The organism is Aquimarina sp. Aq78 (genome assembly GCF_900299525.1).
Taxonomy (GTDB): domain Bacteria; phylum Bacteroidota; class Bacteroidia; order Flavobacteriales; family Flavobacteriaceae; genus Aquimarina.
Genome location: NZ_OMKA01000003.1, coordinates 83,641 through 97,344, shown reverse-complemented (window position 1 = coordinate 97,344; position 13,704 = coordinate 83,641). Strand labels below are relative to the sequence as shown.

Below are 13,704 nucleotides of genomic sequence, written 5' to 3'. Positions count from 1 at the left end.
TACTATTTAATTTTGGTAAAAAAGTTTCGAAATACGCATAAACTGCTTCGATATTTAATTCATCATGACTTTTTATATCTGCACGATGAATTGGCTACATTAAAGATGTATCTTTTCTGCAATGCTATATCGCTCTTTACTTCGTTTGCTGGTTAGGATAATTTCACCTAAGAATCCTGCCAGAAAGAACTGTGTTCCTAAAATCATAGAGGTTAACGCTACATAAAACTCGGGGCGTTGTGCGATAAGTCTCCCTTTGGTTTCTATAAAAAGTTTATCGATCCCCAAGTATAACGAAAAGCAGAATCCTATAATAAAAAGTAGGGTGCCGATAAGACCAAAAAAGTGCATGGGTCTTTTGCCGAAACGCGACATAAACCAAATGGTGATTAAGTCTAGGAAACCATTTATAAAACGACTCATCCCAAATTTAGTTTTACCGTATTTTCGAGCCTGATGTAGTACCACTTTCTCACCGATTTTTGCAAAACCAGCATTTTTGGCAAGTACAGGGATATAACGATGCATCTCGCCATGTACATCTATGTTTTTTATTACGATATTTTTATACGCCTTTAGTCCACAATTAAAATCATGTAATTTAACACCAGATGTTTTTCTGGCTGCTGCATTAAATAATTTTGAAGGTAGATTTTTGGCAATAACAGAATCGTATCGTTTCTTTTTCCATCCGGAAATGAGATCATAGCCTTCTTTGGTGATCATATCATATAGTTCTGGGATTTCTTCTGGATTGTCTTGTAAATCAGCATCCATAGTAATGACCACATCCCCCAGAGCTGTGCCAAACCCAGCATGTAATGCTTGTGATTTCCCAAAGTTTTTTAAGAAACGAATTCCTTTTACCTGTTGGTCTTTTTTTGATAATGCCGAGATCGTGTCCCACGATCCATCAGTACTACCGTCATCGATAAAAATAATTTCATAAGAAAAAGAATTGGATTGCATAACTTTTGCAATCCAATTGTATAATTCATTAAGTGATTCCTGCTCATTAAGCAGTGGTATGACCACAGATATATTCATATATTAATATAAGTCTTGTTTCTTTTGCTATTATACAAAAAGCATGAATGTTCAAATATAATGAAATGTTGTTAGTTGTAGTATTTATTTACTACAATCATAATAATTTAGAGAGAGATTCCTTTTTATTAAGTTTGGTATAGGTATAAAATTATTTAAGTTAATTATAAATCTTTTTTCTTAGCTAATATGAGTCCAGAAATTAAAACGTAAATAAATCCCATTAATATATTGCCTGTTAAACCAAATGCAATTCGAAAATAAATAGTATTAGTTTTTTGGAAAAATGCTAATTGTTCATGTAGTTCTTCGGGAGTTATACTAGGATTATTCCTGATTATTCTATCTCGATTAATTGTCATCATTTTATTGGCTAAATCGGGCTCAAATATTGTTTCGTTCAAAACTATCCAAATTATATGTATAATTGCTGATATTAAGACTATTCCCATGCCTATTTTAAAAGCTCTTTTTAGTTTTAAAAAACCATTATTTGCGCATTTGTAGTTGTATAAACCATAACTAATGATACTTAAAGATATGACAACACCTATTATCGAAATAGTCCATTCTTTAAAGTTCATATTATTATCGGTTAAATTAAGGAATAGGTTACATGCGAAAATTGCGACCCCCAAGATTACTCCATATTTAGTGATATGTTTTTTAGTAGAAATAGCGTTGGTTTCCATTGGTTACTATAATTTATGGTTTGTTATAAATTTTGCTTTTTATGCATGATCGCTCCTCCTATTAGGGAAATTATAAACCCTAATAACAATCTCCAGAATAACCCGATTGTATTAACGATATATGAAGAACTGAATTTTTTCGAAAATTCCATGGTTTCGTTTACTTTTTCAGGAGACATTTCTGGATTATTTAGAATCATCTTCTCTCGTTGAGTATCGAGTATTTGGTTGAACAAATTTGGCTCTATAACGTTAGATAGTAAAACATTCCATACGATCGTTATTATACCTCCTATTAGAGAAATACCTAAACCTATTTTTAAAGCCTTTCCTAATTTTAAAAAGTCATTATTATTTGATTTGTAGCTGTATAATCCATAAATAATGATGCAAAAGGGTATAGCAATATTTATGGTTACATGGATCCAATGTTTACTAGTAATATTATTGGTCAGATAAAGAAAAACGTTGTATATGACAAATATAATCCCTAAAATTACTCCATATTTAATGATATATTTTCTAGCAGAAATAGCGTTGGATTCCATTACGTACTTTATTTTTTGGATTATTATAAGTTTTGTTTTTTGTGTAGGATTGCTCCTGTGATTAAGGAAATTATAAATCCTAAGGATAAATGCAAAATAAGAATAGTAGGAATGTATATATATGGGGAAACCACTATTTCAGAAAACTCCATAGTTTTATGTACTTCCTCTGGGGATATATTTGGGTCTTTTAGAAAAATCCTTTCTCGGGAGGCATTGAAACGTTGATTCATCAACTCAGGTTCTATTACATTCTTTAAAAAAGTATCCCATATAATATATGTGATTCCACCAATTAAGGAAATACCCATGCCTATTTTTAAAGCTTTCTTCAATTTTAAAAAGCCATTATTTTTAGATTTGTACGCGTATATTCCATAAATTAAGGGAATGCTATGTATAAGTAATTCAGCAAGAGTGTATATAGAAGAGTGATTAAATGTGTTGTCGGTTATATAAAGAATAATGCTTAAAGTAATCCATGCAATACCACTGATTATCCCATATTTAGTGATGTATTTTTTAGTAGAAATAGCATTAGTTTCCATTGGTTACTGTAATTTATGGTTTGTTATAAGTTTTGCTTTTTATGCATAATTGCTCCTGTGATTAAGGAAATTATAAGCCCTAATGATAAATGCAAAAGCAAGGTAGTAGGAATAAATATATATGGGGAATACATTGCTTCGGAAAACTCCATAATTTTGTGTACTTCTTCAGGGGATATATTTGGGTCTTTTAGAAAAATATTTTCTCTGGAGTCATTGAAACTTTGATTTAATAACTCAGGTTCTACTACATGAAATAAAAAAAAAGTCCATAAGATGAATGTTATTCCACCAATTAAAGAAACACCAGTACCTATTTTTAAAGCTTCTTTCAATTTTAAAAAACCATTGTTTTTAGATTTGTACGCGTATATTCCAAAAATAACAGGAATACTATGTATAAGGAAGTCAATAACACTATCTCCTGAGGAAAGGTTAAATACATTGTTGGTCATATATCGAATTACACCTAGTATAATCCATGCAATACAAATAATTATTCCATATTTAATGATATATTTTTTAGTAGAAATAGTGCTAGTCTCCATATATTGAGTATTCTAAAAAAGAAGTAAATATTCAAATATAATGAAATGTTGTTAGTTAGATCTCTGTTACATAAAATGTAAAATGAATCTTTACTTTTGTAAAATTGATTTATGTTAGAACATCTATAGAAAGAAGGTATTGAAGATAGTATTTTTAACTTTGTACTATGATAAACAATTTACTATGTTTTTAGAGTATAATAATATCTGAAGAAGACATTTTGATGTGTCAAAAAAATTAAATGAAAAGAATATTACTTTTAATTTTTATCATTCACTGTAAACTACTTGCTCAGGAAAGTGAAGTTGATTTTAAAAATCCAGACTCTATTCAATCAAAGACTTATTTTGAGTTGTATGAATTGTTTTTTGATAATTATAAGGAGAATCCAGATAAAGCTCGTCTATATGCCAATAGATACTTAGAGAAAGGGAAAAATGAAAATGAAGATCTTGTAATTGCTCATGGCTTCTTTTTAATCTCTCATTTATACGAAGGGAACGAGATATGTCTTAAATATGCAGATAGTATTATTCAATTAACCAAAGGTTTGAAAAACAATGGCCTTCTTACCAGAGGATATTTGTTAAAAGGGGATTATTTTTTGAAAAAAGGACTGTTTCAGGAGGCTTGGAACAATTATAAAAAAGCAGACCAGATTATTACAAAAAAATCTAACTCAAGGACGCTTTATAGGTATAATCGATCTATTGGACGGCTAAAAAGTAGAATAGGAAGGCATAAAGAAGCGATAAAAATTTTTCAAGAATGTTATCAATATGCCTCAAAAGAAGAATTAGATGATCGTTTTCAGGATATACTATATCTAGCCAATGAATTTAATCAACTGAAAGTACTGGACTCTGCTTCTTATTATAATAACCTAGGAATTAGAGGAACATTGGATATTCAGGATAAGCATAGATATACTTTGTTTGTCCTTAATTCTGGGATTACTTATTATCATAAGAAAACATATCAGAGCGCAATTGATAGTATCTCTAAAACACTACCGTATCTAAGGAGAAGTAATGAGTCTCAAGGACTAATAACCTCCTATTTTTATTTAGGAAAAGCTTATGCTGGGATTAATTTAAAAGATCAGAGCGTTGATTATTTAATGAAGATGGATTCCGTTGTTCAAATTCAGGAAGATATTATTCCTAAACTACAAGAAGGATATAAACTACTAATTAATCATTTTAAAGAACAGAGTGATATTGAGAAAGAGTCATTGTATCTTCAAAGGCAATCTAAAATTGATAGTTTGCAGAGTAATAATACAACAAATGTATTACAAAGAATAATTAGCGAGTATACCGTACCTATGATAGTTTCTAATAAAGACACCAGAATTTCTAAATTAGAAGATAGTGGTATGAATTATAGAATAACTATAATCGTAACAATCTTGTTGCTCATTATTTCTGTCGGGATCATGATTTATCTTCATAACGACCGTAAACGCTATCGAAAAAGTTTTCGTGCTGTCGTTTCATATACTAATAAAGTAGTCGAAACCGAACCAAAACTTAATACGAAGAATGAAAAACATCTTAATGACTTAAACATTTCGGAGGAGGTTATCCAGAAAATCCTAGAAGGTATGAAGGATTTTGAAAGTGGTAAACGATATCTGGATAAAAAATACACACTTGGTGTGTTAGCCAAAGAATTAAAAACGAATTCAACTTATCTATCAAAAATCATCAATATTTATAAAGAAAAGAATTTTTCTAATTATTTGCATGATCTTAGAATTGGATATGCAATTGAGCGATTAAGGGATGATGAGAAATTTAGAAGATACTCTATAAAAGGGATTTCCGAAGAAATGGGATTTAAGACTAGCGAGTCTTTTGCAAAAGCATTTCATAAAAAAACAGGGATTTACCCTTCTTCTTTTATAAAGAAACTGAAAAATACTTAGTTTTATAAAAAAAATAGGACTGCATTTTGCAATCCTATTCTGTAATTTGTTAAGCAGTGGTATGACCACAGATATATTCATATATTAATATAAGTCTTGTTTCTTTTGCATTGCTAATCCTGCAAATAGGGAAATGATAAATCCTATAAATAAACTCCAGATTAACGCAAATGCAGAAAGCATATATGGAGTAGTAAATTTCTTAGTCATCTCCAGGCTTTGATTTAGTTGTTCTTCTGGCATATCAGGAAAACGCTCGATCATTTGTTCACGTTGTACTTCATTCATTTGGTTAACAATATCCGGCTCTATAACGCTCATTAACAGAATCGTCCAAATAACACTTATGATACCGCCAATAAGAGCAATACCCAGCCCAATTTTTATAGCTTCACCAAGTTTAAGAAATCCGCCGTTAGCAGCTTTATATGCTTTTATCCCGTATACGGTAACACCTACCATAATTGCTAAACCGATAACAGAATGCACCCAGTTTTGCTCAGCATATCCATCCATAACATAGACTACTACTCCCATTAGGACAGAGAGAATCCCCAGGATTACTCCGTAGTTGATTATAATTTTCTTGGTTGATGCTTTATCATTTTCCATATATAAAATAGTTTTGGTTATTATAAACCATAAGTACACAAATATAGTAAATTGTTACAGGTATGGATAATAAATTTATGGTATTGATCACTAATGTCTACTGGTTTTTTTAGATACAATACAGGTAAGTTTTAGGGTAATAAATAGATAAATAGGGATATACATTAAAAAACATCTCTGTTTTTCTGCATGATAGCTCCTCCTATTAAGGAAATAATAAAGCCTAAGAATAAATTCCAGATTAACGAAAGAATAGGCATAATATATGGTGAACTCATTTTTTCAGCCATTGCTATATTTTGATCGATTTGTTCTCGAGACATGTTATGATTTCGTTTTATCATTTCTTCTCGTTGCATATCGAATATTTGACTCATCATATCAGGTTCGATTACATTCATTAATGTAATATTCCAAATAATAGAGATCACCCCGCCAATTAAAGCAATACCAATACCTATTTTTAAAGCACCACCTAATTTTAGATAACCATTATTAGCTGTTTTGTATGCACTTATTCCATAAAAAATAATACTAATAAGTATGACCGCGCTTATAACGGCAAAAATCCAGTTTCTACTTGCGACATTATCTGTCATGTAAAGAATAACACCATATATGATAGATATGATGCCTAAGATCAGACCGTAATTTAAAATAAATTTTTTAGTGGGAATAGTAGTTTTTTTCATGAAAAAAATGTTTTCAAATGTTTATAGACCATAAGTAAGCAAATATAATAAAATGGTGTTGGTATCGGTATTGTAAAAGTAGCACTTTATCGATAGAATTCATATTTTTGTCGTATATTTACTAAGTTATTACGGTTTTACCGTAGTGTGAATGTGGTGTCAGCAGGCGTAAAATAAGGGGATTCGCTTAAAATGATTGTTAAGGATTAATCTGTTGATATCTTGTGTTTTAGGAGTAGTTTTATTGATAAAACAAACTTTTTTAGAATTACTTACCCCAATTTGAATTGTATAAAAATATATTAACGAAACTAGTATTTATGAGAAAACTATTACTTTTTACATGTGTAATTTCTTTCCTTACTGTTATTTCTTGTTCCCGCGATGAGGAATCTACACAAGTTTCATTGACAGAGAAAGAATACCTGGTCAAGCAAACTATTATTGAGTTTAATAATAGTGCTGTTAAAACTGGAAAATATGAGGCATTTATTAAAGATGTATCTCAAAAATCAGTAACAACACCATTGAATTCAGTTGAATTGGAGGCTATGGTTCAGGGATTTCTTGGGGATCAGACCCAGGCATTTTTGGATGTGTATTATCAACTTGTAGCTTTAAATATAACACCAGAAGAGTTTCATGTTATAGCTAGCCAATTTGAGTATTTAAGGTTAAATGTAATAACAAGCTCAAATAAGTCAGATGGATGTTGTGGAACAGGTGGATCTGTTGGTACAGCAGATAAGATTTTTCTTGCTTTGATTGACTTTTTTTGTGGTTGCGAGGTAGAATAATATTTTAATGAAATTCTAAATAGTTGCTAGGTGTTTACAGCATCAATTAATTTACATTTCTTTATTTGTAAAATAATTTTGCATTTAAAAAAATAGTTGTAAATTTGCACCTCGAAAATAGAAAAGAAATACTACAATGAGAAAAGATATTCACCCAGAAAATTATAGATTAGTTGCTTTTAAAGATATGTCTAACGATGAAGTTTTTTTAACTAAATCTACAGCCAATACTAAAGAAACTTTAGAAGTAGAGGGTGTAGAGTATCCGTTAGTGAAATTAGAAATTTCAAGAACATCACATCCTTTCTATACCGGTAAATCAAAACTTATCGATACTGCAGGACGTATTGACAAATTCAAAAACAAATACGCTAAATTCAAAAAGTAATTTAGTAGTATATACTATAATAAGAAGCCTTTCCATTTGGAAAGGCTTTTTTTATGCTTATTTAAATTGACTCGAGAATAGTTTTTTTTGATCCCAAACCCTTGTCATCCTAAGTGTGTCGAAGGGCTCGATACACTATGCCTAAAAACTCGACACTCCAATTGATGTGATTTTTTAGTAAGCTGATTGTTAGAAGAGGAGCGAGTAGATAACTTAGATTTGATCTTCTTTTCATTTTCTTTGCCTGTCCAAAGAAAACGAAACAAAAGAAAAGACACTTTTTCAAGGTATTTTTCAGTTATACTGAAAACCAGATTGATTCTGCTAAAATCTTTCCAAGGCTTCAAGATTTTTTTACGCAAAACAAATCTTATACTGGAGAAAAAGATTTTCAAAGCTCTGCTTTGGAACGTGAATATATCTAAGGGAGAAAATTTTATTTGACGGCTTTTTTAAGCTAAATCCTTACATCAAATTCGCGTTAATTAAAAAAGGATAATTCTATTTCATTTTGATGCATTTTATTATTTTAACGTGAATAATGGATAAGAAATTTTCGTCAGTTTGAGTGCCAAATCTCTGATTTGGTGTATCGAAAACAAGAAAATTTATAACTAAAAAGTACTTCTCGATACTAAATTCTTACAGAATTTCACTCGAAGTGACGTATCTGCTCTTAAATATTATTTATGTTATTTTACAAATAAATTCGTCAAACAGCACTATTTTTAATATTAACGTCTTTATTTTTGCAGCCGTATAACTAACTAATTTTTTGAAATCGAAACATGAATTATATTCTTTTTGACGGTGCTTCACGTAATGCGTTATTACCATTTACTTATACACGACCAGTTGCCGAGATTAGGATTGGGATATTAACCATTCGTGAGAAATGGGAGAAATATTTGGGATCTACTACTTCTACAGTAACAGAAGAATACCTAAGTGAAAAATTTCCTATGGTAGAGTTAGCAGAGAATATAATGATCAATGCTTCTTACTTACCATCAGAACAATTGGTAACAGCAATTAAAAACCTGAAACCCGAACAAGCTATTTTTTGCGATGATGAACCTATCGCTTTTTACGTCAAAGAAGATCAGGAGGTAGATTTTGAGACCTATGAAATAATAGCATATGATACTGATGTGTTTACAGTACAGCATACCTGGGATATTTTTTCAAAAAATGAACAAGCGATTGCTGATGATTTTAAACTACTAACACAGGATAGAGAGAGTCAGCCTATTCCTGAAAGTAATAATTGTATTGCTCCCGAAAATATTTTTATTGAAGAAGGAGCAAAACTCGAATTTACAATGCTTAATGCTAGTAAAGGACCAATATACATAGGAAAAGATGCCGAAATCATGGAAGGCAGTATGATTAGAGGGCCTTTTGCGCTTTGTGATCGTGCTGTGGTAAAGATGGGAGCAAAGATTTATGGAGGCACTACTATTGGAGTGCATTCTAAGGTAGGGGGAGAGATCAATAACTCGGTAATATTTGGATGCTCTAATAAAGGTCATGACGGATATATGGGGAATTCTGTAATAGGAGAGTGGTGTAATCTGGGAGCAGATACGAATACCTCTAACCTTAAAAATAATTATGCCGAAGTTCGTTTATGGAACTATGAAACAGAAAGCTTTACAAAGACAGGATTGCGATTCTGTGGCTTAATGATGGGGGATCACTCTAAATGCGGTATCAATACCATGTTTAATACTGGGACTGTTGTAGGAGTAAATGCCAATATTTTTGGTACAGGTTTCCCTCGTAATTTTGTGCCTAGCTATAGCTGGGGAGGAAGTGCAGGTTTTACCACTTATTTAACCAAAAAAGCTTTTGAAGTGGCTAATGTAGTTATGTCCAGAAGGAAAATCGAGTTTACAAAACAAGAAGAACAGATTCTGGAACAGGTTTTTGAAGATACTAAGCAGTGGCGAAAGGGTTATGAAAAATAGTTCTCTCTTGTGTTTGTATAATATAATTATCTCACTAAATCGGGAGACTCTACAGAGTTGGTGATTTATTGTTTTTTGTCATCCCAGCCCTTTGACTCGGCTCAGGATAAACTAAAGGCTGGGATCCACTTTATGTAGTTGTTGTAATGGATTCCGTTCTTCAACGGAATGACAAATCAACTCATTTCTGTGTCCTGTAAATCTTTATTATATACTTAGAATTTTCATATATCAAACCCTAATTATTTAATACGTTCTTTCCATACTCGTTTTAATACCAGGAAATTTTGAGGATTATTAGTGAGTCCTTTTACGTTTTTTTGAGTAAATCGAACTACCTGATCATAGTACAAAGGAACGATAGGAGCATTGGCAATAATAATAGAATCCATTTTTATATAATGCTGCTCTCTTATTTTGATATCTGTTATTAAGAAGCTTTCTTCATATAATCGATCAAAAGTCTCATTTTTGAAATGTGTATAGTTAGGGCCGTGAGGAGTAAAGTTTTTACTGTAATATGGCGATAGAAAATTTTCGGCATCAGGGTAGTCTGCAATCCAACTGGCACGAAATGATTCTAGTTTTCCTTTCCATTTCTTTTGGCGTATTGTCGAAGGCGGCATTACATCTACTATGATGTTTAATCCAACTTTTTCGAGCTCTCTTTGTATAAATTCGCAGATGCTTTGGTAATTTGCATCTGTTGCAATTCGTATGGTTGGATTGTTTTCTCCTGTTTGTTTTTTATAAGTTTCGACTAACCTACGGGCTTTTTCGGGATCATAGTCATATCCAGGAATACTATTAAACCCGGGAATCCCCTTGGGAATAAAACCATGTGTTGCAGGAGTTCCTATGCCATTCTTTAGATAGGTGATCATCTTCTTTCTGTCGAAGCCATAATTAATAGCTTTTCTTAATATTTCTGATTGTATTTCCTTCTTGTCTGTATCCAGGTAGAAGCCTAAGTATTCAGAATTCAGATAAGAGCCTTTACTAATATTAACACGGTCTTTGTATTTCTCTCTCAACTTACCGCTAGGCGTTAATAATTCATCTTTATATGAAGCATCGAGACTGTTTAATAAATCGATATTTCCTTTGGCAAACTGTAAAAATTCACTTTGCTTGTCGGGTAAAAAGGTAATAGCTACAGCTTCGAGATAGGGGAGTTGTTTGCCATTTTTGTCCTTTTCATAATACAATTCATTCTTACGTAAAACGAGCTTGATATTTTCTTCCCATAATTTAAATTTAAATGGACCTGTACCAATGGGGTTGGCTCTAAATTGATTCCCGTAAAATGCTACCACTTCTTTAGGAACCACAGAGCAATACCGCATACTCATCAATCCCAAAAATGCAGGAAAAGGTTTTTTTAGTTTGATTTCAAAAATAGTATCATTAATAGCTTTATAGGTGTCTACAGTCTTTAGAACCCAATTACCGGGCGATGCTACTTTGGGATCAACCAATCTATTGAAGCTATACACAAAATCCTCTGCAATAACATGCCGGGTGCTGTCTTTGGTCTTAAATTGTTCGTGCTTATGAAATTTTACATCATTTCGAAGTATAAAAGTATAGGTAAGAGCATCTTCAGAAATTTCCCATCTTTTTGCAACGTCGGGCTTAATATGTAATGAATCATCTAGTTGTATCAAACTGTTAAACAGTTGATTTGTAGACCAGATATTAGCTACATCTCTTGCAAATGCAGGATCTAATGAACTTATATTTTCATATTGATTGTACCGAAATATCAAATGATCTCTGTTTTCTTGAGAAGAATCTCTACAAGATATTAGAGTTAGTAAAATATAAGCTATTGTTAAATAACGAGTTATGAAAAAATAATGAATACACTTCAATTTTAGTAAACGAATTATTGTTGGTATATTTGCACCCTGAAAATTTATTCCAGAGCGACTCAATATTTTTGAGTTTTGGTATGGGTAAATATAATGAGATTTCTGCCCCTGCGGAAATGACACTTATGTTTTATGAGAAAAAAAGTTGCTTTTTATACTTTAGGTTGTAAACTGAATTTTTCAGAAACCTCTACAATTGCAAGAGATTTTACAAAAGAAGGCTTTGATCGTGTAGATTTTTCTGAGAATGCTGATATCTATGTAATTAATACATGTTCTGTTACCGAAAATGCAGATAAAAGATTTAAAACTATAGTTAAACAAGCTCAAAAGGTAAACCCTGATGCTTTTGTTGCTGCTGTGGGATGTTATGCCCAGTTAAAGCCAGAAGAATTAGCTTCTGTTGATGGTGTAGATCTGGTTTTGGGAGCTACAGAGAAATTTAAAATTACCGATTATATTAATGATCTTTCTAAGAATGATTTTGGAGAAGTGCATTCTTGCGAAATCGAAGAAGCCGATTTTTATGTAGGTAGTTATTCTATTGGGGACCGTACCCGCGCATTTTTAAAAGTGCAGGACGGTTGCGATTATAAATGTACCTATTGTACAATCCCACTTGCCAGAGGGATTTCACGAAGTGATACCCTGCAGAATGTATTGAAAAATGCTAAAGAAATTTCTGAAAAAGGAATTAAAGAGATTGTACTTACCGGAGTTAATATAGGAGATTATGGTAAGGGTGAGTATGGAAATAAGAAACATGAACATACATTTTTTGAACTGGTACAAGCGTTAGATAAAGTCGATGGTATAGAGCGATTACGAATTTCATCTATAGAGCCAAATTTGCTTAAAAATGAAACTATAGATTTTGTGTCAGGCTCCAGAACTTTTGTGCCTCATTTTCATATTCCTTTACAGTCTGGGAACGATGATATTCTAAAACTGATGAGACGCAGGTATCTTAGCGATCTATATATTGATAGGGTACATAGAATTAAAGAAGTAATGCCTCATGCTTGTATTGGAGTTGATATTATTGTTGGTTTTCCTGGTGAAACAGATGATCATTTTTTGGACACTTATAACTTTTTGTCTCGATTAGATATATCGTATTTACATGTGTTTACCTATTCTGAAAGAGATAATACTGTAGCAGCAGATTTAGATGGTGTAGTTTCTCAAGACGTGAGAAAGAAAAGAAGTAAAATGTTACGAGGATTATCTGCAAAGAAAAGAAGAGCATTTTATGAAAGCCAGTTGGGAACAGAAAGAACAGTTCTGTTTGAATCTGAAAATAAGGAAGGATATATACACGGTTTTACCGAAAATTATGTGAAAGTTAAAATGCCATGGAATCCGTTGTATGTAAACACGTTGCATGAGATAAGGCTAACAATTATTGATGAAGATGGGATAGTGAGATTTGATTTTATGACGTAAAAACTAAGAAGAATTCGGTATATAGTACAAAAAAAGTCTGCGATAAAGCAGACTTTTTTTGTACCAATAATGTAGTAAACTATATGTTTATTCCAACAGGAAGTAAATCTTTATATTTCCTTCGGTTTTTTCGCATAAATTTTGCAATAATAGGACTAGTAGGTACTAATCTAATATTACGTTCTTGAATTACATTAAATACTGCAATGATAAAATCTTGTTCATAACCTTTATCAAGATGTTCTTCACTCATGACAAGTTTAGTAAGAAAGATTTTCCTTTCTTGTAGCGCGTATTCGATCTTTGCTTTTTGACCGTCAATTGTAGTTTCGAATTGTCTTAGAAATTCATTGTCGATAATTTCTAATTCAACAGCACTCATGTTCTCCATATTTTTTAAAATTATGAGGTATTTAATCAAATGTTTATAAGGAGTTAACCTTACTAATCATAACAATCTTATTAGAGAAGGTTTTTTAGATATATCTATCTGAAATAAAGGTTATTAACTTAACAAAAATAAGGTTTAACCTTGCCTCTTCTAACTAAGATTAGTTAGTTCTAAAATTCCCTTTTGCAAAAATTTAACTCAATGTTTCCTTTTTTCTAAC

The 13,704-nt window shown here is 31.6% G+C and carries 14 protein-coding genes; 5 read left to right on the top strand and 9 right to left on the bottom strand.

Annotated elements, in window-relative coordinates; genetic code table 11:
* Positions 1 to 99: 99 nt before the first annotated feature.
* The 5 genes from DG435_RS05405 to DG435_RS05385 form a co-directional block, all read right to left on the bottom strand.
* Entirely contained in the window at positions 100 to 1,047 is a 948-nt protein-coding gene (locus DG435_RS05405; protein ID WP_106794830.1) for a glycosyltransferase family 2 protein, read from the bottom strand.
* Between the two features lie 164 nt (positions 1,048 to 1,211).
* Positions 1,212 to 1,739, bottom strand: a complete 528-nt coding sequence (locus DG435_RS05400; protein WP_106794831.1) for a DUF4199 domain-containing protein — start codon at positions 1,737 to 1,739, stop codon at positions 1,212 to 1,214.
* 23 nt (positions 1,740 to 1,762) lie between these two features.
* The gene (locus tag DG435_RS05395) at positions 1,763 to 2,287 is read right to left on the bottom strand and encodes a DUF4199 domain-containing protein (RefSeq protein WP_106794832.1); all 525 of its coding nucleotides are present in this window, start codon (positions 2,285 to 2,287) and stop codon (positions 1,763 to 1,765) included.
* Positions 2,288 to 2,310: 23 nt separating this feature from the next.
* Positions 2,311 to 2,835: a DUF4199 domain-containing protein gene (locus DG435_RS05390; RefSeq protein ID WP_106794833.1), complete on the bottom strand. Its 525-nt coding sequence runs from the start codon at positions 2,833 to 2,835 to the stop codon at positions 2,311 to 2,313.
* A 23-nt stretch (positions 2,836 to 2,858) separates the two neighbouring features.
* The gene (locus DG435_RS05385; protein ID WP_106794834.1) at positions 2,859 to 3,383 is read right to left on the bottom strand and encodes a DUF4199 domain-containing protein; all 525 of its coding nucleotides are present in this window, start codon (positions 3,381 to 3,383) and stop codon (positions 2,859 to 2,861) included.
* A 242-nt stretch (positions 3,384 to 3,625) separates the two neighbouring features.
* On the opposite strand from DG435_RS05385, the gene DG435_RS05380 reads away from it, so the two are divergent.
* On the top strand, positions 3,626 to 5,314 hold the full coding sequence (locus DG435_RS05380; protein WP_106794835.1) for a helix-turn-helix domain-containing protein: 1,689 nt from the start codon (positions 3,626 to 3,628) through the stop codon (positions 5,312 to 5,314).
* Positions 5,315 to 5,398: 84 nt separating this feature from the next.
* On the opposite strand, the gene DG435_RS05375 is transcribed toward DG435_RS05380, so the two are convergent.
* Positions 5,399 to 5,926, bottom strand: a complete 528-nt coding sequence (locus DG435_RS05375; protein WP_024771189.1) for a DUF4199 domain-containing protein — start codon at positions 5,924 to 5,926, stop codon at positions 5,399 to 5,401.
* 164 nt (positions 5,927 to 6,090) lie between these two features.
* Positions 6,091 to 6,618, bottom strand: a complete 528-nt coding sequence (locus tag DG435_RS05370) for a DUF4199 domain-containing protein (protein ID WP_106794836.1) — start codon at positions 6,616 to 6,618, stop codon at positions 6,091 to 6,093.
* Between the two features lie 320 nt (positions 6,619 to 6,938).
* On the opposite strand from DG435_RS05370, the gene DG435_RS05365 reads away from it, so the two are divergent.
* The 3 genes from DG435_RS05365 to DG435_RS05355 all read left to right on the top strand — a co-directional run bounded on the left by DG435_RS05365 (position 6,939) and on the right by DG435_RS05355 (position 9,773).
* Positions 6,939 to 7,415, top strand: coding sequence for a hypothetical protein (locus tag DG435_RS05365; protein ID WP_106794837.1), 477 nt, complete (start codon positions 6,939 to 6,941; stop codon positions 7,413 to 7,415).
* 136 nt (positions 7,416 to 7,551) lie between these two features.
* Positions 7,552 to 7,803, top strand: coding sequence for a type B 50S ribosomal protein L31 (locus tag DG435_RS05360; RefSeq protein WP_024771186.1), 252 nt, complete (start codon positions 7,552 to 7,554; stop codon positions 7,801 to 7,803).
* A 788-nt stretch (positions 7,804 to 8,591) separates the two neighbouring features.
* Entirely contained in the window at positions 8,592 to 9,773 is a 1,182-nt protein-coding gene (locus DG435_RS05355) for a GlmU family protein (protein WP_106794838.1), read from the top strand.
* Between the two features lie 242 nt (positions 9,774 to 10,015).
* Here DG435_RS05355 and DG435_RS05350 read toward each other — a convergent pair whose 3' ends face one another.
* Positions 10,016 to 11,623, bottom strand: a complete 1,608-nt coding sequence (locus tag DG435_RS05350; RefSeq protein ID WP_106794845.1) for an ABC transporter substrate-binding protein — start codon at positions 11,621 to 11,623, stop codon at positions 10,016 to 10,018.
* 156 nt (positions 11,624 to 11,779) lie between these two features.
* Between DG435_RS05350 and mtaB the strand changes: the two genes are divergently transcribed.
* A complete protein-coding gene (gene mtaB, locus DG435_RS05345; RefSeq protein ID WP_106794839.1) occupies positions 11,780 to 13,093 on the top strand; it encodes a tRNA (N(6)-L-threonylcarbamoyladenosine(37)-C(2))-methylthiotransferase MtaB in 1,314 nt (437 codons plus the stop codon).
* Between the two features lie 79 nt (positions 13,094 to 13,172).
* Here mtaB and DG435_RS05340 read toward each other — a convergent pair whose 3' ends face one another.
* Entirely contained in the window at positions 13,173 to 13,484 is a 312-nt protein-coding gene (locus DG435_RS05340) for an N-acetyltransferase (protein WP_106794840.1), read from the bottom strand.
* Positions 13,485 to 13,704: the final 220 nt, after the last annotated feature.

Excerpts from the sequence above, each read along its gene's own strand:
- DG435_RS05405 (WP_106794830.1), bottom strand. The coding sequence starts at position 1,047 with ATGAATATATCTGTGGTCATACCACTGCTTAATGAGCAGGAATCACTT.
- DG435_RS05400 (WP_106794831.1), bottom strand. The coding sequence starts at position 1,739 with ATGGAAACCAACGCTATTTCTACTAAAAAACATATCACTAAATATGGA.
- DG435_RS05395 (WP_106794832.1), bottom strand. The coding sequence starts at position 2,287 with ATGGAATCCAACGCTATTTCTGCTAGAAAATATATCATTAAATATGGA.
- DG435_RS05390 (WP_106794833.1), bottom strand. The coding sequence starts at position 2,835 with ATGGAAACTAATGCTATTTCTACTAAAAAATACATCACTAAATATGGG.
- DG435_RS05385 (WP_106794834.1), bottom strand. The coding sequence starts at position 3,383 with ATGGAGACTAGCACTATTTCTACTAAAAAATATATCATTAAATATGGA.
- DG435_RS05380 (WP_106794835.1), top strand. The coding sequence starts at position 3,626 with ATGAAAAGAATATTACTTTTAATTTTTATCATTCACTGTAAACTACTT.
- DG435_RS05375 (WP_024771189.1), bottom strand. The coding sequence starts at position 5,926 with ATGGAAAATGATAAAGCATCAACCAAGAAAATTATAATCAACTACGGA.
- DG435_RS05370 (WP_106794836.1), bottom strand. The coding sequence starts at position 6,618 with ATGAAAAAAACTACTATTCCCACTAAAAAATTTATTTTAAATTACGGT.
- DG435_RS05365 (WP_106794837.1), top strand. The coding sequence starts at position 6,939 with ATGAGAAAACTATTACTTTTTACATGTGTAATTTCTTTCCTTACTGTT.
- DG435_RS05360 (WP_024771186.1), top strand. The coding sequence starts at position 7,552 with ATGAGAAAAGATATTCACCCAGAAAATTATAGATTAGTTGCTTTTAAA.
- DG435_RS05355 (WP_106794838.1), top strand. The coding sequence starts at position 8,592 with ATGAATTATATTCTTTTTGACGGTGCTTCACGTAATGCGTTATTACCA.
- mtaB (WP_106794839.1), top strand. The coding sequence starts at position 11,780 with ATGAGAAAAAAAGTTGCTTTTTATACTTTAGGTTGTAAACTGAATTTT.
- DG435_RS05340 (WP_106794840.1), bottom strand. The coding sequence starts at position 13,484 with ATGGAGAACATGAGTGCTGTTGAATTAGAAATTATCGACAATGAATTT.